Genomic DNA, 22,271 nt, shown 5'->3' on the forward strand with positions numbered 1-22,271 from the left:
CTTGTGTGCGTGACCTGGGGAAACAAGGTCACCGTTTGCCGTGGCTGGTGGTCGTGAGTGGTAATTCGGGTTCTAACCCGAATTACCACTCACGACCAGCTGCGGCAGACCGGCAGGCCGACGTCCAGGATTGTCCTGGCAGGCTATCTTCGGTCACCGTCCGTTCCGCGCCGAGTCCCGGAAGCGGTCCCACGCCCGGCTGACCAGCGCCGGGTGCGTCCGCAGGTCGATCACCGTGCGGGCCAGCGCCGCCGCCGAGGCCAGCATCGCCGCCCGGCCGCGGGGGCTCGCCGCGGCGGCCGCGAACTCCGTCGTGTGGTCCGACATCTCCTCCGCCGTGATCGCGACGAACGGGTGGATCGCCGGGACGCGGACACTCACGTCCCCGATGTCGGACGACCCGAGGAAGACGCCCGGCGCCGGCGGGGTCGCGTGGATCCCGCACGCCGCCAGGTGCTCGGCGAACCGCTCCGACAGCACCGGGTTGTCGCGGAAGTGCGAGTACCCGCGCCCGAGGCGTTCGACGTCGACCTTCGCCCCGGTCGCCAGTGCCGCGCCTTCCGCGCACGTCGTCACGTCCTCGACCAGGCGGTCCAGTACGTCGGTGGTCAGGGCGCGGAGGCCGAACCGGCCTTCGGCCCGGTCGGGGACGATGTTCGTCGCCTCGCCGCCGTGGGTGACGATGCCCTGGACGTGTGAGCCGGCGGGCAGCCGCTGGCGCAGGGCGGACACCGCGCCGAACGCCTGGATGAGCGCGGCCAGAGCGTCGATGCCGTGCTCCGGGTCGCCGGTCGGGTGGGCGGCCCGGCCATGGAAGGTCACCTTCAGCTCCACCTGCGCGGTCAGCGGCGCCCACGACCACGAGTGGACGCCGGGGTGGACCATCAAGGCCGCGTCGACGTCGTCGAAGACACCCGCCTCGGCCATCGCGACCTTGCCGCCACCGCGTTCCTCGGCCGGGGTGCCCACGGCGAGCACCGAGCCCGGGGTGTCCCCCAGGACGTCCTTGGCGGCCAGCGCGGCGCCCAGGCCGGCCGCGGCGATCAGGTTGTGCCCGCAGGCGTGCCCGAGGCCGGGCAGGGCGTCGTATTCGAGCAGCAGAGCGACGCATGGCCGCCCTTCGCCGGCGCGTGCGACGAACGCCGTGGGGAGACCGGCGGTCCCGGTTTCCACCTCGAAGCCGTCCGCGGCCAGTTCGGTGGTGAGCCGCTCGGCCGCGGCGTGCTCCTCATAGGACAGTTCCGGCCGCTCGTGCAGCGCGGTGGCGACGGCCCACAGCCGCTCGCCCAGGTTCTCGATCCGCTCGTCGGCCCGCTCGTGCAGCTCTTCGTGCCACTCCATGCCCTACGGAATACCCCAACCACGTGCGGTCATGCCACCGGTGGTGTTTTACGCGGGCCACGTCCGGCTACTCCGGCGGTAGTTCCCTGCCGGTGAAGAGCGCGATGCTCGCCGTCGCCCGACCCGGCCGACGCCGAGCTGAAGTCGATCCGCGTCGTCGCACGGCACTGAACGCGACGAGGGCGCCGCTTTCACCGGAAAGCGGCGCCCTCGGCCGTGCGTGCGGGAGGTCAGGCCTTGGCGCTCTTGAGGTCCAAGGGATTCTTGGGTGCGGCGGACCGGGCGTCGATCATCCGCTGTCCCAGTTCCTGCAGTTGCTTGCGGCCCATCGCCGAGCGGACGTCGGGGAACCACTCGTCCTCTTCTTCTTCGACGTGGTGGCGGACGTTCTCGGTGAGCACGGTGACCTTCGCGTCGAAGGTCTCGTCCTTCGGGTCCATGCCGAGCAGCTCGGACAGCATCCACACCACGACGTGGTGCTCCTCCACGCTTTCCAGGACGTGGTCCTTGGTCTCCGGGACGGCTTCCCGCGCCGCGGGGTAGAAGATCTCCTCCTCGATGTAGGCGTGGACGGTCAGCTCTTCGATGATCGAGTCCGCGATCCGGCGCTTCTCGTCGTACGCGTCCTCCTCCGCCTTCTCGAATTGCTTGAAGAGCTTCTCCACGGTCTTGTGGTCGTTCTTGAGCAGCACGATCGCGTCGGTCGACATGACTGGAGGAATACCCGCTCACCGCGCGGGAAAACGCCGTTTGCCCGAATCGCCGTCCGGGTATTCCTCCGGTCCCCGACCCCCCAGGAGAACACCGGTGAACCACCCGACGGGCGATGTTCTGACGTTCGGCATCGAAGAGGAGTTCTTCGTCGTCGACCGCCATGGCCAGCTCTCCCACGCCGGCGACGACGTCGTCGACGCAGCGGAAGCCGCCGGCGACGACCAAGGCGAGCTGCAGCACGAACTCACCCGGTCCCAGGCCGAATCGGCCACCGACGTCTGCCGCACCCACACCGAAGCCCTGCGTCAGTTGCGCGGGCTGCGCGAAGACCTCACCGGGGCCGCCCGGCGGCGCGGCTGCCGGGTGCTGCCCGCCGCGTCCCCGCTGCTGTTCGAATCGACCCCGCCCGTGATCACGCCGAACCCGCGCTACGAGCGGATGGCCGAGCACTTCGGCGCCACCGCGCGAACGTCGCTCACCTGCGGCTGCCACGTGCACGTCGCGATCCCGGACAAGGAAAGCGGCGTCCAGGTGCTGAACCGGATCCGGCCGTGGCTGCCCGCCCTGCTCACCGTGACCGCGAACTCGGCGATCTCCGACGGCTACGACACCGGTTACTGCAGCTGGCGGTACCAGCAGTGGAGCCGGTGGCCGTCGGCCGGGCCGCCGCCGCGGTTCGCGTCGCTGGACGAGTACGAAAGCATCGTCGACGGCTGGCTGCGCGCGGGCTCGATCCTCGACCGTGGAATGATCTATTGGGACGTCCGGCTGTCGGACAAGCAGCCGACGCTGGAGTTCCGCATCGCCGACGTCGCGGCGGACCCGCAAGACGCGGTGCTGCTGGGCGTGCTGGCGCGCGGCCTGGTCGCCACGGCGCTGGCCGACGACGCACCCGCGCCGCACCTGTCGAACGAGGTCCTGCGGGCCCAGCTCTGGCGGGCCTCACGGGAAGGGGTCACCGGCTGCTGCCCGCACCCGAAGAGCGGCGACCTGGCGCCGGCGAAGGCGGTGCTCGACGACCTCGTGGCGCTGACGGCTCCCGCGCTCGAAACGGCCGGGGATCTGGACTTCGCGCGGGAGGGAACGGCCCGGCTGGCCGCCGAAGGCGGCGGCGCCGACCGGCAGCGGCGCCGGTTCGCGGAACGGCAGCGCGCCGAGGACGTCGTCGACCTGCTCACGGCCGGCTGACCCGGTCAGAGGCGGTCGAACAGTTCGAGCGCGCGGACCGCGGCCCGCGATCCGCCGGGGTCGACGACCAGGTGGACCCCGGCGGATTCGGCGTGCCGCCGGGCCCGCAGCAGCACGCGGATGCCGGCGGCACCGAGGAACCAGACCTTGCCCAGATCGATCCGCAGGACGCCGGGGCGGGCGCGGAGGTGCTCGTCCAGCACCGCCGCCAGCCGGGGCACCGTGCACAGATCGATTTCGCCGGTGACTTCGACGACGACGGCGTCGGAGGTCTTCCAGCGGATCCGGCTTCCCAGGTCGCCGTCGGACGGAGCGCGGGGTGACGGCAGCCGGTGTGCCGGCGGGGAATCCACCCCGACCACACGCAACCGTTGGTGAGTTGTCATGGGAACGAGGTACCCCCGGCGCGCTCGGGGCGAAACAAGCGCCGGGCCCAAGCGCATTATCGCGGCCGGAGCGGGTAACCCTGCCGGACGCCCGTCCGGAAGGAGCCCGCCCGTGATCGACGGCCCGCCCACGATGGGTGTCGAAGAGGAGTTCCTCCTCGTGAACCCCCGCACCGGGCACGCTTCGCCGTGCGCCGAACCGGTGCTGGCCTCCTACCGCCACCACGGGCCGCTGCCCGACGGCGTCCGGGTGCACCGGGAACTGCGGCTGACGCAGCTCGAGGCCGCCAGCGGCGTCTGCACGACGGCGGACGAGCTCCGCCATCAGCTGACCGCCGCGCGCCGCGTGCTGGCCGGCGCTGCGGCGGCCGAGGACTGCGCGCTCCTGGCCACCGGTACGCCGGTCGGGCCCGGACCGGCCGCGCAGCCGCCCGCCAGCACCGGCCGGTACGCCGAGATCGACGCCGCCTACGGCGCGGTCGTCGCCGACTACGAGGCCTGCGGGTGCCACGTCCACATCGGAGTGCCCGATCCCGACACCGCGGTCGCCGTCGTCAACCACCTCGGCCGGTGGCTGCCCACGCTGCTCGCCCTGTCCGCCAATTCGCCGTTCGACCACGGACGCGACACCGGCTACGACAGCTGGCGGATGGTCCTGCAGTCCCGCTTCCCCGGCTCCGGCATCGCTCCGCACCTGCGCGGGCACGCCGAATACCGCCGGGCCGTCGAGACGCTGGTCGGCTGCGGCGCGCTCGTCGACCCGGACCAGACGTTCTGGCTCGCCCGCCCGTCCGGCCGGTACCCGACGGTCGAGTTCCGGGTCGCCGACACCGCGCTGACCGTCGACCACGCGGTGCTGCAGGCCTTGCTGAGCCGGGCCCTGGTGCAGCGGGCCCTGGCCGAGCTCGCCGAGGGCCGCGAGGCCGCGCCGCTCTCGCCCCAGGTCGCCGCGGCGGCGGTGTGGGCCGCCGCGCGGCACGGCCTCGCCGGTGACCTGGTGGACGCCGCCGAGGAGACGCGGCGGCCCGCGTGGACCCTCGTCGACGAGCTGCTCACGCACGTCCGGGCTCCCCTGGCAGAAAGCGGCGACCTGGCCGAGGTCCGGAAGCTCGCCGACGCGGTCCGGTCGGGCGGCACCGGCGCCGCGCAGCAGCGCGCGGTGGCCGACCGCGGGACGGCGGCCGCGGTGCGGTGGCTCACCGCGGCGACCGTGCCGGTGGGGCATGGATCGCTGCTGACGGGGTAGCCGGGACCATGACGACTTCCACCACTGGGGCGAGCACCCTGCCGGCCGCGCGAGGCCCGCTGTCGGCTTCGGTGCTGGGCACGCTTCTGCGCGAACAGCCGCGCGCGGATCTGGACTTCGACGGGCTCGCGGACGCCGACCCGCTCGGCGACGACCTCCAGCTGGCCCTGCACCTGTGCTACGAACTGCACTACCAGGGCCTGCCGGGCGTGTCCCCCGACTGGGAATGGGACCCGGAACTGCTGCGCCTGCGCGGCGCGCTCGAGGCCCGGTTCCTCGCCGTGCTCCGCGACAACGTGGCGGGCGGCGACGACGTCACCGCCGAACTCGACGCCCTGCTGATCGAGCCGATCGACGTCGAAGGGATCTCCCACCACCTGCGCGACCACGGCGACTGGGCACAGCTGCGGGAGTACTTCACGCACCGCTCGATCTACCACCACAAGGAAGCCGACCCGCACGCGTGGGTGATCCCGCGGCTGCGCGGCCGCGCCAAGGCCGCGCTGGTGGCGGTGGAGTTCGACGAGTTCGGCGGCGGGCGCGCGGAGTTCGTGCACGCCCGTCTCTACGCCGACCTGCTGCGCGCGGCCGGCCTGCCCGACGGCTACCTGGAGCTCATCGACCAGGTTCCGGGCGCGATGCTGGCGGTGGTCAACATGATGTCGCTGTTCGGCCTGCACCGGTCGCTGCGGGGGGCGCTGTGCGGGCACTTCGCCGCGGCGGAGATCACCACGGCGCCGTCCGCGCAGCGGATGGACCAGGCCCTGCGGCGCCTCGACGCCCCGGAAGCGTGCCGGTTCTTCTACACCGAGCACATCGAAGCGGACGCGGTCCACGAGCAGGTCATGCGCCACGAGGTGCTCGGCGACCTGCTGGAGCAGGAGCCCGAGCTGGCCGCCGACGTCGTCTTCGGCATCCAGGCGACCGAGTTCCTCGAAGGCCGCTTCGGCGAGCAGGTGCTGAGCCACTGGCGGGCCGGGAAGTCGTCGCTGCGGTGTCTTGAATGAGTCATTCAGGGCTTCGGAGGTCCTGAATGACTCATTCAAGACGTTGGTTGAGCCGGCTCAGCTTTCCTGGGTGCGGACGCGTTTGCGGTGGCTGGTGTCGCAGAACGGGAACCGCTTGCTGCGCCGGCACGCGCACACCGCGACCAGGAAGCGATCGGACCGCACGAGCTCGCCCTCGGGGGTGCTCAGCTCGACCGGCCCCTCCACCAGGACCGGGCCGCCGGGGACGACGGTCACCCGGCGAGGTCGCCGCTCAGCGTTCGGCACGGATCACCACCAGTTCTTCCACCCGCCGGCCGGGTTCGATCAGCCCGGCCGCCTCGAGGAACTCCGCCCGTCCGGACAGGACCGGGCCGAACGGGATCCGGGCACTTCGGACCACCGAAGCCCGCAGTCCCTGCGCGGCCAGCATTTCCCGCGACTTGTCCACATCGGACAGTGCCGACTGGACGAGCAGCATCGTCCCGCCCGGGCGCAGCAGCGTGCCCGCGGCGGCGCACAGCGGGTCCAGCAGCGCACGGCCGTCCGAGCCCGCGTCCCAGCCCCGGGTGGACCGGACCGCCGGGGACGGGGACGGCACGTACGGCGGGTTCGCGACGACGATGTCGAACGGCCCCTCGCGCAGCGCTCTGCCGAGGCCGCCCCGGCACGGGCGCACGGCGAGCTGCCGGACCAGCGCGTTGAGCCGCGCCGAGGCCAGCGCCCGGCGCGAAAGATCCAGGGCGAACACGGTGCCCGCACCGCGGCGGGCCAGCTCGATCGCCTGTGCGCCGGTGCCGGTGCACAGGTCGAGGGCACGCGCGCCGGCCGGGATCGCCAGTTCGGCGATCGCCGACGCGAGCAAGGCGGTGTCTTCCTGAGGGCGGTAGACGCCGGGCAGCCGCAGCATCCGCGGGGCGGGCGGTACGGGCCGGTGAACGACGGACCGGGCGGCCAAGGGGCCCGGGCGGACGGGTTCCGCCGACGTGGTCATCTGGGTCTCCTTCACCTTGCCGCGGTCCCGGCACGATCGCCGGAGGACAACCGCGTCGCACCGGACTTACCCGGAGATCACCGCGGCAAACGCCGGTGGTTGAGCCGTACGCGGCCGGGTATCCGGTAGGGAAAGCACCCCGCGAAGGAGGGACGAGATGACGTCCGAAGAGCGCACGCAGCACCCGACCGATCCCGCCGAAGGCGCCCGCGGCGACGACCCGCACGGCGACACTCCGGAGGCCCAGCGCGAAACCCTCCGCGGTGAGCAGGGCACGTCGAGCGGGGACGAGCACGACGACAGCGACCCGCAGTCGGGCTGAGCCCGCGACGAAAGCGGGGGTCGCGTTCGGACTGTCCGAACGCGACCCCCGCTTTTCGCGGCTCACACCTGCGCGAATTCGAACGGCAGCGCGTCCACACAGGCCTGGTACTTCTGCACCATCTCGTGCTCGGTGTGCCCCGCGACGAACAGGTGCGCCAGCTCGAAGCTGTAGCTGTCCTGCTCCGGCAGGTCCGACAGCCGTTGCCCCACTTCCGGCACGATCTCGATCCGGGTGCCGTCGATCCGGTTCTGCACCGTCGCGATCTCCGCGGGCGTCGGGACGCGCGTCACGACGCCGTCCTCGAACCGGCGCAGGTACCACTTGCCGGCGATCTGGTAGGTGCCCCTGCTCGGCCGGCGGGCGGGGTCCTGGCCCAGGCCGAGGCGCACCATGATCTCGTGGTTGGCCACACCGTCGACGAACTCGAACAGCTCCGCGTGCGACTGCGAGTGCCGCGGGTTGATCTCCTGCAGGCACACCTGGCCGGACTCGGGGTCGCAGAAGAACTCGATGCTGAAGGTGCCGTTGTCGAAGCCGATCTGCTTCATCACCCGCTCGGCGACGTCGCGCATCCGCTGGACGGTCTCCTCCCCCAGTTGCGAGGGGTACTGGTGGCGCAGGAAGGACGAGCTGTCCGGGTAGTTGATCGAGTCGAGGGCGCCGTAGACGGTGACTTCGCCCTGGTAGACGTACCCTTCGACGGCCGCCTGGGCGCCGTGCAGCGCTCCTTCGGCCAGGCACGCCGCGCCGCCCACCCGGGCGATCTCCGGCGGGAGGTCGACCTGTTCGAGCACGTAGCCGAACGGCTCCCCCACGCGGCCGACCCCGGCCCGGATCTCGGCCACGGCGTCGGCGAACTCGGCGTCGTTCTCGGCCTTGAAGGCGAGTTCGGAGGAGAAGGACTTCACCGGCTTGAGCCACATCGGGTAGCCGACGCCCTCCGGCGGGGCGGGCTGCTCGTCGTCGAGGTCGACGATGCCGAAGTTCGGCAGCTCGTCGAGCACCGTTCTCTGCTCGAGCCGGCTCCAGTACTTGTGCTCGCACTTCAGCACCGCTTCCAGCGACACGCTGGGCAGGCCGTGGCGGGCGCACAGGATCGGCACGAGCGTCGCGGCGGGGAAGTCCCAGTAGCTGACGATCGCGCCGACTTCGCCGTCGAACGCGTCGAGTTCGTGCTGCGCCGTCTTCAGCAGCGCTTCGAAGTCGATGTCGCCGTGCTGCAGCTCTTCGGGGGTCAGCAGGCCGTGGAACCGGTAGCTCCCGGCCCACGGCAGGCGTTCCAGCACTCGCCGGTTCTCCTCGTCCAGGCCGATCACGAAGATGTCGGTACTCATGCGGTGGGGCTACCCGACGCGCCGAGCGGGCCAAACGGGCCGGATGGCCGGTTTGGCCTGGCCGGCAGCGGGCATCCGCAGGCATGGCTGTGCCGTCTCGACCGCCCCTCCTGCCCGAACCGCGTTCGCTGTGGGTGGAAACCGCCCCGGCCCCGGATCGCACCGGCGTACCGGTGCCGGAGTCCGCCGACGTCGCGGTGCTCGGCGCGGGCATCGCCGGGCTCACGACCGCGCTGCTGCTCGCGCGCGCCGGCCGGGCGGTCGTCGTGCTGGAGGCCGACCGGGTCGCGGCCGGGGTGTCCGGCCACACCACCGCGAAGGTCAGCGCCCAGCACGGGGCCAAGTACGCGGACCTGACGTCCCGCCACGGCGCCGGCGCCGCGAAGGCCTACGCCGGGACGCAGGCGGCGGCGTGCGAGTGGATCTCCGCCACCGCGGCCGAGCTCGGCATCGACTGCGGGTTCACCCGCGCGGACAGCTACGTCTACACGACGCGGGAAAGCACGGTGGACTCCCTCAAGCGGGAGGCGGACGCGGCCGCCGCGGCGGGCCTGCCGGCGTCGTTCACCGAAGACGTCCAGCTCGACGTGCCCGCCCTCGGCGCCGTACGGACCACCGGACAGGCGCACTTCCACCCGCGCCGGTGGCTGCTCGGCCTGGCCGCCGAGATCGAGCGGGCGGGCGGCACCATCGTCGAGAACGCCCGGGCGACCGCGGTCAACGGGCCGGCCGTCCGCACTTCGCGGGGCGACGTCGTGGCGGGTGAAGTCGTCGTCGCGACCCACTACCCGGTGCTCGACCGCGGCCTGTACTTCGCCCGGCTCGACCCGGTGCGCGACCTCGTCGTCGCCGGCCCGGCGGCCGGGAACGCCGCGCCGGAGGGCATGTTCCTCGACGCCGACACGCACCACTCCGTGCGCGGGTACACCGAACACGGCACGCCGATGGTGATCGCCGGGGGCGAGCACTACCGCGTCGGCGCGCACGTCAACGTCGAACGCCGGTACCGGCGGCTCGCGGACTGGGCGGACGCGCACGCGGGCCTGCACCGGGTGACCCACCGCTGGTCCGCCCACGACATGTCCACCCCCGACCTGCTGCCCTACATCGGCCGCTACCTGCCGGGGACGAAGAACCTGTGGGTGGCCACCGGGTTCGGTCAGTGGGGCATGACCGGCGGCACGGCCGCGGGCCACGTGCTGGCGGCGCGGATCCTCGGCGAGCCGCACCCGGCCGCGGACCTGTTCGACCCCAACCGCTTCGACGCGCGTTCCGTGCTCGAAGTGGCCCAGGACAACCTGACCGTCGCGAAGTACCTCGTCGGCGACCACGTCGCGGCGCTGTGGCGGTCCGAGAAGCTCGACGACCTCCGGCCCGGGGAGGCCGAGGTCGTCCGCGTGGGCGGCGAGCTCGTCGCGGCCCACCGCGACGAAGCCGGGAAGCTGCACACGGTCGGTGCGCACTGCACCCACCTGGGGTGCCTGGTTTCGTTCAACGACGCCGAAAGGACCTGGGATTGCCCGTGCCACGGCTCGCGCTTCGGCGTCGACGGCGAAGTGGTGCAGGGCCCGGCGGTCCGCCCGCTGCGCCGCGGCCCGGAGTGAGCCGGCGGGAGACGTCCCCCGCCGGCTCGCCCGGCTAACCGGACGCGAGCTTCTTGCCCGCGTCGTAGAGCAGGTGCAGGGCGTCCGCCACGCCGACGGCGGTCAGCACCGTGGCCGCCAGGCGGGTCGCCCGCGGGGCGATCACCAGGCCCGCGGCCAGGCCGGTGCCGATCCAGACGTTCAGGCAGAACGGGCACGACACGAGCTCGCCGACCGCGTGCTCGACGTGGCCCTTGGCCGGGACGGACTCGTTCAGCTCGTCGTCGCCGGCCGGCTCTTCGTACCGGGTGAACGGGGCGCGCAGCGGGCTGGTGACCGCGTCCTTGGCCAGGAGGCGGCTGGCCTTGAACGTCGCCGCGCCCAGCAGGGCCGTGTCGCCGAGGCCGAACCGCTGCGGCAACCGGGCCCCGACGGCGCGGCCGAGCAGCGTCAGCCCGCCCACCAGCCCGGTGTAGGCGCCCATCGCGACGACGTACCCACCCAGCGGCCGGTCTTCCCCGCCGGCGTAGCTGCGCTGAACCCGCTTCGCCTTCTCGGTGACGTCCTCGATGACGCTCATGCGTCCGCCGATCCGGGCTTCATCGCGCCGGTGACGACGGCCGGTGGCTTGGTTGCGGTGGTCATCCGTACTCCTTCCGGTGCTTCCGTCGTCGGCTACCCGCCGCCGCGGGTGGCAATCATGGTTTCCCGGTGCGCCGGGCGGGTATTTCGCGGCGGTGGGACGCACCAGACTCCGGCGCAGTGACCTGCGCGGCCCGGGCATCAAGCGCATCCGCCGCGGCCGCGGGTTCTCCTATGCCATGCCCGACGGCGCGCCGGTGACCGACGCCGAGCTGCTCGCCCGGATCAAGGACCTCGTCATCCCGCCGGCCTGGCGGAACGTGTGGATCTGCCCGTACCCGAACGGGCACGTCCAGGCGGTCGGCACCGACGACGCCGGGCGGCGCCAGTACCTCTACCACGAACAGTGGCGGCGCGACCGCGACGAAGAGAAGCACGACCGCGTGCTGCAGATGGCCCGTCGGCTGCCGACCTGGCGCGAGTCGGTCGCGTCCGATCTGGCGGGATCCGGGCTCACCCGGAAGCGGGTGCTCGCGGCGGCGTTGCGGATGCTCGACCGGGGGATCTTCCGGACCGGCGGCGAGGAGTACGCGGAGGAGAACGGCACCCACGGCGTCGCGACGCTGCTGCGTTCCCACGTGGCCGTCCGCGGCGGCGAGTGCCGGTTCTGCTACGTCGCCAAGGGCGGTCTCGATCGCGAGGTGGCCATCGGTGACGCGGAACTGGCGGCGGTGCTGAAGTCCCTGCTGCGCTGCCGGTCCGGCAGCGACCGCCTGCTGGTCTACCGCGAGGGCGGCACGTGGCACGAGGTCCACGCGGCCGACATCAACGAGCGGTTCAAGGAGCTCGCGGGCGAGGACTGCACGGCGAAGGACATGCGGACGTGGAACGCGACGGTCCTGGCGGCGGCGGCCTTCGCGGCGGCGGACCCGCCGACGTCCGAGACGGCCCGCAAGCGCGCGGAGGCGAAGGTGATGAAGGAGGTCTCGACGGCCCTCGGCAACACCCCGGCGGTCTGCCGGTCGTCCTATGTGGACCCCCGGCTGGTGGCGGCCTACCGGGCCGAGCGCACGATCGCCCCGGCGCTCAAGCGCGCGGCTCGCCTCGACGGCGACGAGGCGAGGGCGGTGCTGGAGAGGGCGTGTGCACGGTTGCTGAACGCGTCGTGACGGTGTGGAGTGGGAGGCACGGTGGGATCCATCCGAACGTGTACTGGCCGGTGGCAGTGTCCGTCGGGGAACCTGGAGGGGATGACGACTTCGGCAGTCCGCTGGCGCGCCTCGATCGCCCTCACCGTGGGCGGCGACGGAACGGTGTCGAGCATCGTCGAGTCCGACCACGGGAGCGAAGGCTCGGCGCGCGAGTGGATCGAGCGGAAGCTGCCCCGGACCCGGTATCCGGCGTGGATCCCGGCGGCCCGGCGGGGAGCCGGGGTGGAGTTGTTCGGCCGGGTGGCGCGGGGAAGGGTGGTGACGGACCAGCTGGTCCCGACGTGGGAACCGGAGGCGGCGCCGGTGTGGCACGCCGATCGGGCCGGAGATGCGGTGCAGTGGCGGCGGTGCGCGGCTGAGGATCACTGAGCTCTGATCCGGAGTTGGTCCGGAGTTCGGTCCGGGCAGCCGGAACACACCCCGAGGTGGCCTTCGGCGCGCTTGCCGCGGGCGCCGTCAAGCCACCGCGGCCGGAGGTGCTCAGGCCGCGCCCACGTCCTTGCGCAGCAGGCAGAACTCGTTGCCCTCCGGGTCCTGGAGCACCACCCACGACTCCTCGCCGGTCTGACCCACGTCCGCCGGGCGGGCACCCAGCGCCGTCAGCCGTGCCAGTTCGGACTCCTGGTCCACCCCCGCGGGGCTCACGTCGAGGTGCAGCGGGAGCTTTCCGCGGCGGGGGTGGTCCGTCCGGGCCAGGATCAGCGTCACCGCCCCCTCGCCGAACCGGGCGCCCGCCGGGCCGAGGGCCAGGCCGTCCGGCTCGTGGCCGATCACTTCGTAGCCGAGGACCGCGCACCAGAACTCCGCCAGGCGGTCGGGGTCGCGGCAGTCCAGCACCAGCTCGGTGATCCGGCACGCCATCCGCTCACTTCCGTTCCGACTCCGCCACCGCCGCGGCCTCGTCGTCGTCCATCGCCTTCGTGTCCCGCGGCGGCAGGAACGGCTCCTCCTGGTCCTCCTCGCGCCCCGCCTCGATCGTGCGGCCGCGGGCCAGCTCCGCGTCCAGCTCCGCCCCCAGCAGGATCGCGAGGTTGGAGATCCACAACCATACAAGGAACACGATCACCCCGGCCAGCGAACCGTAGGTCTTGTTGTAGGAACCGAAATTCGCGACGTACAGCGCGAAACCGGCCGACGCCAGCACCCACAGCACGACCGCCAGCAGCCCGCCGGGCGTCAGCCACTTGAACGACGGCTGCCGGACGTTCGGCCCCACCCAGTACAGCAGCGCGAACGCCACGCTGACCAGCACAGCGATCACCGGCCACTTCGCGATCTCCCACACCAGGATCCCGGTCGAGCCGAGTCCGATCAGGTCACCGATACGGCGCGCGACCGAGCCCGTCGCGACCACACCCAGCGCGCACAGCGCCAGCAGCACCACGATGCCGATCGTCAGCGCCACCCGCAGCGGGATGACCTTCCAGATCGGGCGGCCCTCCGGCATGCCGTAGATCGCGTTCGACGCCCGCATGAACGCGCCGATGTAACCCGACGCCGACCACAGCGCGCCCAGCAGGCCGATGATCGCCAGTGGGCCGGCCAGGCTCCGGGAGCCCGTCAGCTCCTTGATCGCGCCGACGAGGATGTCCTTGCCCTGCCCGGGGACGACCTGGTTGATGGTGTCGATCACCGTCTGGATCTTGTCCGGGCCGAGCAGCCCGAGGATCGCGGTGAGCACGATGATGCCCGGGAACAGCGACAGCACGCCGTAGTAGGTGAGCGCCGCCGCCCAGTCGGTGAGATTGTCGCGGTTGAACTGCTTGAAGGTGCGTTTGAGCACCGCACCCCACGACCGCTTCGACAGCTCTCCCGGTCCTTCGGGTTCGTTCTGGTGTCCGGCCGCCATTGCCACCTCCCGTTCGGTTGTGGCCAGGCATACCCCGTCCCCGACTGGGTATGCCTGTTTCACCACCGGAAACAGGAGGAAGCCGTGACCGAGGTAAGTCGTGTGATCGACGTACCGCCTGACGCCGTGTACGCGGTGCTCGCCGACGGCTGGCTCTACGCCGGCTGGGTGGTCGGCAGCTCCCACATCCGCGACGTCGACGAGGATTGGCCCGCGGTGGGCTCGCGGATCCACCACAGCGTAGGCCCGTGGCCCTTCCACATCCAGGACGTGACGGTGGTCCGGGCGGTCGAGCCCGGCCTGTCCCTGTCACTGGAGGCGCGCGGCTGGCCCCTGGGCGCGGCCGCGGTGAGCCTGACGCTCGTCCCCCACGGCGACGGCCGGACACTGGTCCGGATGACCGAGCACATCACCCGCGGGCCCGGCAAGGTGCTCCCGGAGGCGGTGCAGGCGCTCGTCGCGAAGCCGCGGAACACGGAGTCCCTGGCCCGGCTCGCGGACCTGGCGACGGGCAAGCACGCCCGCGCCCGGCACGGCCACCCCAGCCCCTAGTACTCGTGAGTGGTAAGAAGGGTTCTGGCGAACGGTCTTTGCCGACCTACGTTGTCAGTCGGGGCAGGAACGGCCAACTCACCGCCCGGAATGACCAACTCACGCACCGGAACGGCCAACTCGCCGGCGGTGTGGGTGAGTTGGCCGCTGGGGGTGTTGCTGCCGGGGGTGGGGGAGGCCAGTGTGCGGGGTCCGGATGCACCCGATGTGGTCCTGGGTGCGTTCCCGGCCGGCGCGGACGCCCCCGCGCCGTAGGTAGCCAAGTGACAACTGGCACTACCACTCACGACCGGCTGCGGCAGACCGGCCGGCCTCAGCCGTAGATCGCGCGGTGGGCCGCCCGGATCACCGCCGCGTACCCGCCACCCAGCATCCCCGCCCGGGCCAGCGCCGCGCGGGCCGCGTTGGCTCCCGGGCCGCCGTGGACCGCTCCGCCCGGGTGGGCCGATGCTCCCGCCAGGTACAACCGGTCCACCGGCGTGTCCGCGCGGCCCGTTCCGGGCACCGGGCGGAAGAACAGCTGCTGGTGGATCGCCGTCGTGCCCGCGTTGATCGCCCCGCCGATCAGGCCGGGGTTGTGGCCAACCAGCTCCGTCGGCCCCTGGGCGTACCGGGCTTTGATCAGCGCCGTGAACCCCGGCGCGTTGGCCTCCACCGTCTCCTCGATCCGCTTGATCCGCCGTTCCAGCGCCGCCCGGTTCTCCATCGCGCCGCGGGGGACGTGCGTGTACGCCCACGCCGCTTCCGTGCCCGCCGGTGAGCGCGTCGGGTCGCTCGTCGTCATCTGGCCGAGCAGCAGGAACGGCCGACGCGGGGTCCGGCCGCGGGCGAGCTCGCCCCCGAAGGCCGAGAGCCCGTCGAGGTCCGTTCCGAGGTGGATCGTGCCCGCGCCGCGGGCCGCTTCGGCCGTCCACGGAATCGGGCCGGACAGCGCCCAGTCCACCTTCACCGTCGCGCTGTCCCATTCGAACTTGCCGAGGTCGGAAACCAGCCGGGACGGCAGCCACTCCTCCCCCACCAGTTCGCGGTACAGCACCGGCGCCGGCACGTCGGCCAGCACGGCCTTGCGGGCCCGGACCGGGTCACCGGCCGCGTCCCGCACGCCCAGGGCCCGGCCGTCCCCGACGAGCACCGAACGCACCGGACGTCCACAGTGGATTCGGCCGCCCCGCGATTCGAGCCGGCGGACCAGCGCCGCGGCCAGTTCGCCCGCTCCCCCTTCGGGCACCGGGAAACCTTCGTCCTGCCCGATCATCGCGAGCAGCCAGCCGAACACCGCGCTGCCCGCGTTGTCCACGGAAAGGTCGCTGTGCGCGGCATTCCCCGCCAGCAGCAGCTTCGCGCCTTCACCGGCGAACAGCTCGTCGCCGAGGCGGCGCGCGGGCAGCGTCAGCATCCGCGCCAGCCTCAGCGCGTCGCCGGTCCCGGTGCGGCGCAGCAGCTTCAGCGCCGGGCGGACCGGGGGGAACGGCGTGAACAACGCGTTCAGCAGTGGTTCGCGGAGTTCCTGCCACTGCGCGAACAACTGTCGCCACGCGGCACCGTCTCCCGGGGCGAACTCGTCGGCCGACGCCGCCGTGCGGTCGATGTCGCGGGAGAGCACCGCGCACCGGTCGTCGGGCAGGATGTGCGCCAGCACGTCGGGCGCGTGGCGCCAGCGCAGGCCGTACCGGTCCAGCCCCAGGCCGCGGATCACCGGCGAGACCGCCGAGAGCGGGTAGAACGCGCTGAACAGGTCGTTGCGGAAGCCCGGCTCGGTGACTTCGGCGGTCCGGACCGAGCCGCCGGCGTGCTCGGTCGCCTCCAGGACCAGCACCGACCAGCCCGCGTCGGCCAGGAGGTTGGCCGCCACCAGGCCGTTGTGCCCGGCGCCGATCACCACCGCGTCGACGGCTTCCGTACTCACTCCGGCCTCCCGGCTGGTCAGGCTTGCGACTGGTGACTCGGCCCGACCCGGGTGAGCGAGCGGAGCCGGGCCAGGACCCCGTCGCGGCGCGGCGGGGCCAGGGGCGGGCTGGCCGCGCCCGCGCCCGCACGGAGCCCGGTGACCAGGTCGGCGAGCGCGGCCGCGGCGTCATACCGAGGTTGCCAGCCCAGCGCGGTCTCCGCCAGCGTGGTGTCGGCGAGCGCCGCGCGGTCGGCCAGCTCGAGCCAGCCGGGGTGCACCGGCAGCAGCCCGCCCAGCCAGGCCGCCCGGGTCGCGAGCCGGACCACCGGCTTCGGCACCGGGACGCGGGTTCCCCCGAGGACACCGGCCAGCGCGTCGGCGTCGAGCACCTCCGGCGCGGCCAGGTTGACCGCGCCGGTGAAGCCCGAGTCGAGGATCAGCCGGATCGCCGCGGCGACGTCGGTGGTGTGCACGATCTGCGCCCGCAGACCCGTCCACAGCGGAACCGGCAGCCGCCGGCCGCCGACGAGGTGGGCGGGCACGGCCGGGCCGAGCAGCCAGCGTGCGAACTCGCCCGCCGCGTCCCGGTGCAGGATCGCGCACGGCCGGATCCGCGCCACCTTGACCTGCGGGTACTTCTTCTCGAACCGGTCCAGCAGGGTTTCCAGGGCCGCCTTGCCGCGGCTGTAGGCACTGCCCGCGATGCCGTCGCACGGGAAGTCCTCGGCCACCTTCTCCCAGCGGGGCGGCGGCCCGTAGGCGGCCACGGACGAGGCGACGACCAGGTGGGACACCCCGGCGGCGGCCGCCGCGGCGAGGACGTTGCGGGTGCCGTGGTCGTTCGTGCGCCACATCGGCGGGTCGCCGCGCACCGGCGAGATGGCCCACGCCAGGTGGACGACGGCGGCCGCCCCCGCGAACACCTCCGCCAATTCCTCCTCGGCGCCGGGAAGGCCGATGTCGACGGCCCGCCAGGCCGCCCGGCGGTACGGCTCGGCCGTCGTGTCCGGCAGCCGCCGCGCGAGCCCGACCACGTCGTGGCCGGGTTCGAGCGCGCCCAGCAGTGCCGTTCCGACGTTCCCGGTCGCCCCGGTGATCACGATGCGCACCCGGAAGGCTTACCCCGTGTCGCGGCCGTAAAACTCAGACCAGGTCACGCGGAATCCGCCGGTGCCAGTTCCGCGAGACGATCCGCCGGGCCCCGTCGTAGCCGTCGAGCTGCGCGTCGATGACGAACTCGGTATCGGTGCACGACACCCGCGTGCGCGTCTCGCTGCGTGCCACCCAGTCGCCGCGTGCGAAGGTGACGTCCCACGCGGTTTCCGCGACCGGGGAGCAGAAGTCGTCGGCGACCCAGCTGTACCGCTCGCGGACGTCCCGGGTGACCTCCAGATCGAGGTCGTCGTACCGGACGGTCCCCGCGTCCTTCACGATGTCCAGCGCCGAGTGGTAGTCGACGAGGTCCCGCGAGACGGTCCAGCGCTGCTCCCCCGGCGTCACGGCAGTCACGGACATCGGCGGCGCGCCTTCGGGCTCGCCGAACGGCCGGGCCGGCAGCTCGTCCGGCTCGGCGACCGGGCGCACCGGCAGTTCCAGCGCGCTGTGTCCGGTGTGGACACTCAGGAGCACCGGCGTCGGCGGCGGCCAGGCCAGCGGCCAGTACGATGTGGACAGTGATAGCCGGATCCGGTGCCCCGCCGGGAAAGCCTGCGCCACGGCGTTCAGCTCGATCTCGACCGAGCACCGCTCCCCCGGCTCCATCGGCGCCGGCTCGTCGTGGCCGTCGCGATGGGTCAGGTTGAGCAGCCCGTAGGTGACGCGCGTGGCCCGTCCGTCCGGTGCGACGTCCGAGATCCGCGCCGCGATCATCGCGACCGGCTGGTCGGCGGAGACTTCCAGTCGCACCTTCGGCGAGCCGAGGATCTCGCAGCGCTCGGTGAGCACGTCGGTGTCGAAGACCAGCGACCCGCCGTCCTCTTCGCGCTGGTCGTAGGGCAGGTCGGGCGGCGCGCTGTAGGACGCCCACTTGCCGGAGAACTGCCCGACCGACAACGGCGACGACACGGCCAGGACCTCGTCGGTGACGGTCTCGTCCGGCCGCAGGAGGCGGTGGCGGGTCAGCGGCAGCGCCTGCGGCTCGACGTGCGGGGACGGCCAGGTGGCCTCCCCCACCCAGCGGCCGGGGCGGTCTTCGTAGGACGTCGAGGGCGGCACGCTCTCCTGCATCCAGGTGCGCAGCATCGGCCCGTCCATGGCGCCGTTCTCCTCGCCGCGCAGCCAGTGGTCCCACCACCCGACGACCTCCTGGAGGTAGCCGATCGCCGGCCCCGGCTCGCCGAGGTGCGGGTACTTGTGCGACCACGGGCCGATCAGCCCGCGGCGCGGGACGTCGAGGTGGGCCAGCAGCCGGATCACGGCGTTGGAGTAACCGTCGGCCCAGCCGCTCGAAGCCAGCACCGGCACCTGGACGTCGCTGTAGTTCTCCGACACCGACGCGTGGCGCCAGTAGCCGTCGCGGCGCTGGTGGCCGAGCCAGTTCTCGATCCACAGGCTGCAGTTCTCCAGCCGCTCCAGCCACATCTCGCGCCACCGCTCACCGGCGACCGCCGGGTCGGGCGGCAGCGTGGCGTAGGCGAACATCGTGCCGGACTCGGCGACGTTGTCCGACAGCAGGCAGCCGCCCATGTAGTGCATGTCGTCGGCGAAGCGGTCGTCGGTGAACGACGAGATCACGATCGCCCGCAGGCTCGGCGGTTTCCGCGCCGCGACCTGCAACGCGGCGAACGCGCCCCAGGAGATCCCCATCATCCCGGTGTCACCGGTGCACCACGGCTGCCCGGCGATCCATTCGAGGACTTCTTCGGCGTCGAGCTGCTCGCGTTCGAGGTACTCGTCGGCCAGGACGCCCTCGGACTCGCCGGTGCCACGGATGTCGACGCGCACGCAGGCGTAGCCGTGCCCGGCGAGGTAGGGGTGGTGGATGGAGTCGCGGGGCGCGGTGAGGTCCCGCTTGCGGTAGGGGATGTATTCGAGGATCGCCGGCACCGGCTCGGCGTCCGACGAGACCGGCCGCCAGATGCGGGCGGACAGCACGGTCCCGTCGGACATCGGGATCCGGACGTGGTCTTCCTCGGTGATTGCGTACGGCAGCGAGGTGACGGCTCGCAAGAGTCAGTTCCCTCCCGGTGTTACGGCTGCAGCAGGATCTTCTGGGCGCCGTCCAGCTTCTTCTGGAAGATCTCGTACGCGCGGGGCGCCTCGGCCAGCGGCAGCTTGTGGGTGGCGAAGCCTTCGACGCCGAGCGGGTCGCCGTCGCCGGTCAGCACCGGCATGATCGCGTCGAGCCAGTGCCGGACGTTGGCCTGGCCCATCCGCAGCTGGACCTGCTTGTCGAACAGCTCCATCATCGGCATCGGGTCGACCATCCCGCCGTAGACGCCGGACAGCGAGATCGTGCCGCCGCGGCGGACGCTGTCGATGGCGGCGTAGAGCACGCTGAGCCGGTCGATCCCGGCCTTCTCGGTGATCTTCTCGCCGAGGGGCTGCGGCAGCAGCCCGACGAGGGTGTGCGCCAGCTTCCCGACCGGCGCGCCGTGCGCCTCCATGCCGACCGCGTCGATCACCGAGTCCGCGCCGCGCCCGTTCGTCAGCTGCCGGATGGCCTCGCCGATTTCCTTGTGGTCACGGGTGTCCAGCGCGGTGGCGCCGTGTTCGCGGGCCCGGGCGAGGCGCTCGGGCACCAGGTCGACGCCGATCACCTGGCCGGCCCCGCGGTGCCGCGCGATCCGGCAGCTCATCTGCCCGATCGGGCCGAGGCCGAAGACGACGACCGTGCCGCCGTCGGGGACGTTCGCGTACTCGACGGCCTGCCAGGCGGTCGGGACGACGTCGGAGAGGTAGACGAACCGCTCGTCCGGCGGGCCGTCCGGGACCTTGATCGGGCCGTAGTGCGCCTGCGGGACGCGCAGGTACTCGGCCTGGCCGCCGGGGACCTGGCCGTAGAGCTTGGTGTACCCGAGCAGCGAGGCGCCCTTGCCGTGCTCCCTGACCTGGGTCGTCTCGCACTGCGACTGCAGGCCGCGCTCGCACATCCAGCAGTGGCCGCAGGAGATGTTGAAGGGGACCACCACGCGGTCGCCGGGCTTGAGGTTCGTCACCTCCGGCCCGACCTCCTCGACCACGCCCATCGGCTCGTGGCCGAGGATGTCGCCCTCGGTCATGAACGCGCCCAGCACCTCGTACAGGTGCAGGTCGGAGCCGCAGATCCCGGTCGAGGTGATCCGCACGACCGCGTCGGTGGCCTCTTCGATCTTCGGGTCCGGCACCTCCTCGACGCGGACGTCGCGTTTGCCGTGCCAGGTCACTGCCTTCATGGCTCTCCCTTTCCGCGGGCGGGGTGTCTCCGCCCCGGCTTCCCGCGGGCGGAGACGGGCAAACCCCGCCCCCGCCTCAGGTGAGCAGGTCGGCCACCAGGTAGACGGCGGCGGCCACCGCGGCGGCGGCCGGGAAGGTCAGCACCCAGCCGAGCACGATGTCGCGTGCGATGCCCCACCGCACCGCCGACAGCCGCCGGGTCGCGCCGACGCCCATGATCGCCGCCGTGATGACGTGCGTCGTCGAGATCGGCGCCTTCACCGCGAACGCCGTCACGTACAACACCGACGACGCCACCGACTCCGCGACGAACCCGTGCGGCGGGTCGAGCGGGAACACCCGCCTGCCGAGCGTGCGCATGATCCGCAAGCCACCCGAATAGGTGCCCAGCGACAAGGCCGCGGCACAGGCCAGGGTCACCCACAGCGGGACGTCGAACGCCTGCTGCTGCCCGGCCGCGACCAGCGCCAGGACGATCACGCCCATGCCCTTCTGGGCGTCCTGCAGGCCGTGCCCGAGCGCGAGCGCCGACGCGGAGACGATCTGGAACCGGCGGAACACCCGGCCGCTGCGGTGCGGGTTCGCCCGCCGCAGCAGCCACAGCGCGCCGACCATCGCGAGGTAGCCCAGCACCAGCCCGATCAGCGGCGACGCCACCATCGGGATCAGCACCTTCTCCGCGATCCCCGCCCAGTGCACGGTGCTCGCGGCCGCCAGGGCCGCGCCGACCATGCCGCCGATCAACGAGTGCGAAGACGACGACGGGAGCCCGAAGTACCAGGTGATCAGGTTCCAGGTGATGGCCCCGGTCAGTGCGGCGAACACCACCGTGAGCGCGTCCGGGCCCACCGGGACGTCGATGATCCCCTTGGCCACCGTCGCGGCGATGCCGGTGGACAGCAGCGCGCCCGCCAGGTTCATCACCGCCGCCAGCACGAGGGCGGCGCGCAGGGTCAGCGCCCGGGTCGACACCGCGCTGGCGATGGCGTTGGCCGCGTCGTGGAACCCGTTGGTGTAGTCGAAGACGAGCGTCAGCACGATCACGGTGACCAGGGCGGCGGTCCCCGTCACTCAGGACTCCTTGACCGCGATGGTCTGCACCACGTCGGCCAGGTGCTCGAACGCGTCGGCGGCCAGCTCGAACTGCTCGACGACCTCCTTGGTCTTCAGCACCTCGAGGGCGTCCCCGCCCGGCTCGAACAGGTGGGCCAGGATCCGCCGGTAGACGCGGTCGGCCTCGTTCTCGAGCTCGTTGATCTCGATCCAGAACGGCTCGAGGTCGCCCACCTTGGCCAGGCCGGGCATCGCCGAAGCCGTCAGCTCGGCGGCGCGGCAGAGCACCCGGAGCAGGACGTCGATGCCGGGCGGGAACGTGCCGATACGGTAGAGCACGGCGAGGTCCGCCGCGGTGTCCGTGAAGTCCAGCACGTCGTCGATCTTGGCCGCGAGGGCCTGGATGTCCTCGCGGTCGAACGGCGTCACGAACGAGCTGTTGAGCTCCACCATGATCGTGTGCGTCAGCTCGTCGCCCTGGTGCTCGACCTCGTGCAGGCGCTTCGCGATCGGTTCCCGCTCGGCCGGCTCGGCGGCCACGAGGTCCCTGAGCAGGGCGGTCGCGGTGACGAGGTTCTTCGCCGCTTCGGCGAGCAAGTCGAAGAACCGGGTGCCCCGTGGGGTGAAGCGCATGGATGGAAGTCCCTTCGTCGCGCGCGCCCGTC

At 72.4% G+C, this 22,271-nt stretch carries 23 protein-coding genes; 8 read left to right on the forward strand and 15 right to left on the reverse strand.

What is annotated here, in order from left to right; all coding sequences use genetic code 11:
• Window positions 1-153: 153 nt before the first annotated feature.
• Both ACLJQF_RS22815 and ACLJQF_RS22820 read right to left on the reverse strand, forming a co-directional pair.
• Complete coding sequence (locus ACLJQF_RS22815) at window positions 154-1,341, reverse strand: amidohydrolase (RefSeq protein WP_410611445.1); 1,188 nt, start codon at window positions 1,339-1,341, stop codon at window positions 154-156.
• Window positions 1,342-1,571: 230 nt separating this feature from the next.
• Window positions 1,572-2,051 carry a hemerythrin domain-containing protein gene (locus ACLJQF_RS22820; protein ID WP_410611446.1) on the reverse strand — a complete coding sequence of 160 codons (480 nt, stop codon included), beginning with the start codon at window positions 2,049-2,051 and terminating at the stop codon, window positions 1,572-1,574.
• Window positions 2,052-2,148: 97 nt separating this feature from the next.
• Here ACLJQF_RS22820 and ACLJQF_RS22825 point away from each other — a divergent pair, with 97 nt between their 5' ends.
• Window positions 2,149-3,243, forward strand: coding sequence for a glutamate--cysteine ligase (locus tag ACLJQF_RS22825; RefSeq protein WP_410611448.1), 1,095 nt, complete (start codon window positions 2,149-2,151; stop codon window positions 3,241-3,243).
• A gap of 5 nt (window positions 3,244-3,248) precedes the next feature.
• Here ACLJQF_RS22825 and ACLJQF_RS22830 read toward each other — a convergent pair whose 3' ends face one another.
• The gene (locus tag ACLJQF_RS22830) at window positions 3,249-3,629 is read right to left on the reverse strand and encodes an STAS domain-containing protein (RefSeq protein WP_410611450.1); all 381 of its coding nucleotides are present in this window, start codon (window positions 3,627-3,629) and stop codon (window positions 3,249-3,251) included.
• Between the two features lie 133 nt (window positions 3,630-3,762).
• Here ACLJQF_RS22830 and ACLJQF_RS22835 point away from each other — a divergent pair, with 133 nt between their 5' ends.
• Window positions 3,763-4,875 carry a glutamate--cysteine ligase gene (locus ACLJQF_RS22835; protein WP_410611844.1) on the forward strand — a complete coding sequence of 371 codons (1,113 nt, stop codon included), beginning with the start codon at window positions 3,763-3,765 and terminating at the stop codon, window positions 4,873-4,875.
• An 8-nt stretch (window positions 4,876-4,883) separates the two neighbouring features.
• The gene (locus ACLJQF_RS22840; protein WP_410611451.1) at window positions 4,884-5,882 is read left to right on the forward strand and encodes an iron-containing redox enzyme family protein; all 999 of its coding nucleotides are present in this window, start codon (window positions 4,884-4,886) and stop codon (window positions 5,880-5,882) included.
• A gap of 57 nt (window positions 5,883-5,939) precedes the next feature.
• Here ACLJQF_RS22840 and ACLJQF_RS22845 read toward each other — a convergent pair whose 3' ends face one another.
• Entirely contained in the window at window positions 5,940-6,149 is a 210-nt protein-coding gene (locus ACLJQF_RS22845; RefSeq protein WP_410611453.1) for a CDGSH iron-sulfur domain-containing protein, read from the reverse strand.
• Entirely contained in the window at window positions 6,136-6,855 is a 720-nt protein-coding gene (locus ACLJQF_RS22850) for a methyltransferase (protein WP_410611454.1), read from the reverse strand. The genes ACLJQF_RS22845 and ACLJQF_RS22850 overlap by 14 nt, the downstream gene beginning before the upstream one ends.
• Before the next feature lie 157 nt (window positions 6,856-7,012).
• On the opposite strand from ACLJQF_RS22850, the gene ACLJQF_RS22855 reads away from it, so the two are divergent.
• Window positions 7,013-7,177 (forward strand): hypothetical protein, encoded by a 165-nt coding sequence (locus tag ACLJQF_RS22855; protein WP_360185849.1) that lies wholly within the window; start codon window positions 7,013-7,015, stop codon window positions 7,175-7,177.
• 62 nt (window positions 7,178-7,239) lie between these two features.
• Here the strand turns inward: ACLJQF_RS22855 and ACLJQF_RS22860 are convergent, their stop codons facing one another.
• Window positions 7,240-8,514 (reverse strand): acetyl-CoA carboxylase biotin carboxylase subunit family protein, encoded by a 1,275-nt coding sequence (locus ACLJQF_RS22860; RefSeq protein ID WP_410611455.1) that lies wholly within the window; start codon window positions 8,512-8,514, stop codon window positions 7,240-7,242.
• An 83-nt stretch (window positions 8,515-8,597) separates the two neighbouring features.
• Here ACLJQF_RS22860 and ACLJQF_RS22865 point away from each other — a divergent pair, with 83 nt between their 5' ends.
• Entirely contained in the window at window positions 8,598-10,118 is a 1,521-nt protein-coding gene (locus tag ACLJQF_RS22865; RefSeq protein WP_410611456.1) for an FAD-dependent oxidoreductase, read from the forward strand.
• Window positions 10,119-10,152: 34 nt separating this feature from the next.
• Here ACLJQF_RS22865 and ACLJQF_RS22870 read toward each other — a convergent pair whose 3' ends face one another.
• On the reverse strand, window positions 10,153-10,677 hold the full coding sequence (locus ACLJQF_RS22870) for a DUF1360 domain-containing protein (protein ID WP_410611457.1): 525 nt from the start codon (window positions 10,675-10,677) through the stop codon (window positions 10,153-10,155).
• 157 nt (window positions 10,678-10,834) lie between these two features.
• Between ACLJQF_RS22870 and ACLJQF_RS22875 the strand changes: the two genes are divergently transcribed.
• Both ACLJQF_RS22875 and ACLJQF_RS22880 read left to right on the forward strand, forming a co-directional pair.
• Window positions 10,835-11,848 carry a DNA topoisomerase IB gene (locus ACLJQF_RS22875; RefSeq protein WP_410611458.1) on the forward strand — a complete coding sequence of 338 codons (1,014 nt, stop codon included), beginning with the start codon at window positions 10,835-10,837 and terminating at the stop codon, window positions 11,846-11,848.
• An 81-nt stretch (window positions 11,849-11,929) separates the two neighbouring features.
• On the forward strand, window positions 11,930-12,259 hold the full coding sequence (locus tag ACLJQF_RS22880; protein ID WP_410611459.1) for a hypothetical protein: 330 nt from the start codon (window positions 11,930-11,932) through the stop codon (window positions 12,257-12,259).
• A 111-nt stretch (window positions 12,260-12,370) separates the two neighbouring features.
• On the opposite strand, the gene ACLJQF_RS22885 is transcribed toward ACLJQF_RS22880, so the two are convergent.
• Both ACLJQF_RS22885 and ACLJQF_RS22890 read right to left on the reverse strand, forming a co-directional pair.
• Complete coding sequence (locus ACLJQF_RS22885; RefSeq protein ID WP_410611460.1) at window positions 12,371-12,751, reverse strand: VOC family protein; 381 nt, start codon at window positions 12,749-12,751, stop codon at window positions 12,371-12,373.
• A 4-nt stretch (window positions 12,752-12,755) separates the two neighbouring features.
• The gene (locus ACLJQF_RS22890; RefSeq protein WP_410611461.1) at window positions 12,756-13,739 is read right to left on the reverse strand and encodes a YihY/virulence factor BrkB family protein; all 984 of its coding nucleotides are present in this window, start codon (window positions 13,737-13,739) and stop codon (window positions 12,756-12,758) included.
• A gap of 84 nt (window positions 13,740-13,823) precedes the next feature.
• On the opposite strand from ACLJQF_RS22890, the gene ACLJQF_RS22895 reads away from it, so the two are divergent.
• The gene (locus tag ACLJQF_RS22895; RefSeq protein ID WP_410611462.1) at window positions 13,824-14,291 is read left to right on the forward strand and encodes an SRPBCC family protein; all 468 of its coding nucleotides are present in this window, start codon (window positions 13,824-13,826) and stop codon (window positions 14,289-14,291) included.
• Window positions 14,292-14,604: 313 nt separating this feature from the next.
• Here the strand turns inward: ACLJQF_RS22895 and ACLJQF_RS22900 are convergent, their stop codons facing one another.
• From ACLJQF_RS22900 to ACLJQF_RS22925, 6 genes are all read right to left on the reverse strand, one after another.
• On the reverse strand, window positions 14,605-16,197 hold the full coding sequence (locus ACLJQF_RS22900) for a phytoene desaturase family protein (RefSeq protein ID WP_410611463.1): 1,593 nt from the start codon (window positions 16,195-16,197) through the stop codon (window positions 14,605-14,607).
• Between the two features lie 17 nt (window positions 16,198-16,214).
• Window positions 16,215-17,288, reverse strand: a complete 1,074-nt coding sequence (locus ACLJQF_RS22905; RefSeq protein WP_410611464.1) for an NAD-dependent epimerase/dehydratase family protein — start codon at window positions 17,286-17,288, stop codon at window positions 16,215-16,217.
• A 34-nt stretch (window positions 17,289-17,322) separates the two neighbouring features.
• Complete coding sequence (locus ACLJQF_RS22910; RefSeq protein ID WP_410611465.1) at window positions 17,323-19,347, reverse strand: CocE/NonD family hydrolase; 2,025 nt, start codon at window positions 19,345-19,347, stop codon at window positions 17,323-17,325.
• 20 nt (window positions 19,348-19,367) lie between these two features.
• Window positions 19,368-20,552 (reverse strand): zinc-dependent alcohol dehydrogenase, encoded by a 1,185-nt coding sequence (locus tag ACLJQF_RS22915; RefSeq protein WP_410611467.1) that lies wholly within the window; start codon window positions 20,550-20,552, stop codon window positions 19,368-19,370.
• Between the two features lie 76 nt (window positions 20,553-20,628).
• The gene (locus ACLJQF_RS22920; protein WP_410611468.1) at window positions 20,629-21,624 is read right to left on the reverse strand and encodes an anion permease; all 996 of its coding nucleotides are present in this window, start codon (window positions 21,622-21,624) and stop codon (window positions 20,629-20,631) included.
• Entirely contained in the window at window positions 21,625-22,239 is a 615-nt protein-coding gene (locus tag ACLJQF_RS22925; RefSeq protein ID WP_410611469.1) for a DUF47 domain-containing protein, read from the reverse strand.
• Between the last annotated feature and the right edge of the window lie 32 nt (window positions 22,240-22,271).

It is taken from the genome of Amycolatopsis sp. lyj-109 (assembly GCF_046548995.1).
Lineage (GTDB): Bacteria > Actinomycetota > Actinomycetes > Mycobacteriales > Pseudonocardiaceae > Amycolatopsis.